Source organism: Alitiscatomonas aceti (genome assembly GCF_025567195.1).
GTDB lineage: Bacteria > Bacillota > Clostridia > Lachnospirales > Lachnospiraceae > Alitiscatomonas > Alitiscatomonas aceti.
The window spans coordinates 1-409 of the sequence record NZ_JAOQJF010000094.1; the positions used below are offsets into that span (position 1 = coordinate 1).

The following is a 409-nucleotide window of genomic DNA, read 5'->3' on the forward strand; positions in this document are numbered from 1 at the left end:
TTATATCAACTGTTATTCTTTTTTTTCGTATGTTTTTTCTTCCATCTTCCGGTCATACCGGCAGAATTCATAGCAGAGGCTGAAATACGTCTGCTCATCGCTTTCCGCCGTCACCTGCCAGTCCGGATCCTGGTCCAGGTCCGGAAAATGGGTATCGGCCTCATAGGCATAATCTATCCTGGTCACATGGGCCGTCCGGCAATAGGGAAGGAACTGGCGGTAGATCTCCTCGCCGCCGATGATATAGATATCGTCGTCTGGAAACTGTTTTAAAAAGGAAAGGGCCTCGTCCATCCCGTGGACCGCTGTCACTCCCTTTTTTTTATAATCCCTGTTCCTTGTGAGGACCACATTGGTACGTCCCGGAAGGGCCTGGCCTCCCGGCAGGCTCTCCATGGTCTTCCTTCCC

1 protein-coding gene is annotated in these 409 nt (G+C 51.3%); it reads right to left on the reverse strand.

Features of this window, described 5'->3' with window-relative positions:
• Positions 1-12 precede the first annotated feature (12 nt).
• Positions 13-409 (reverse strand): dihydrofolate reductase (locus OCV69_RS16650; protein ID WP_158360327.1); only part of this gene is annotated, 397 nt, incomplete at its 5' end.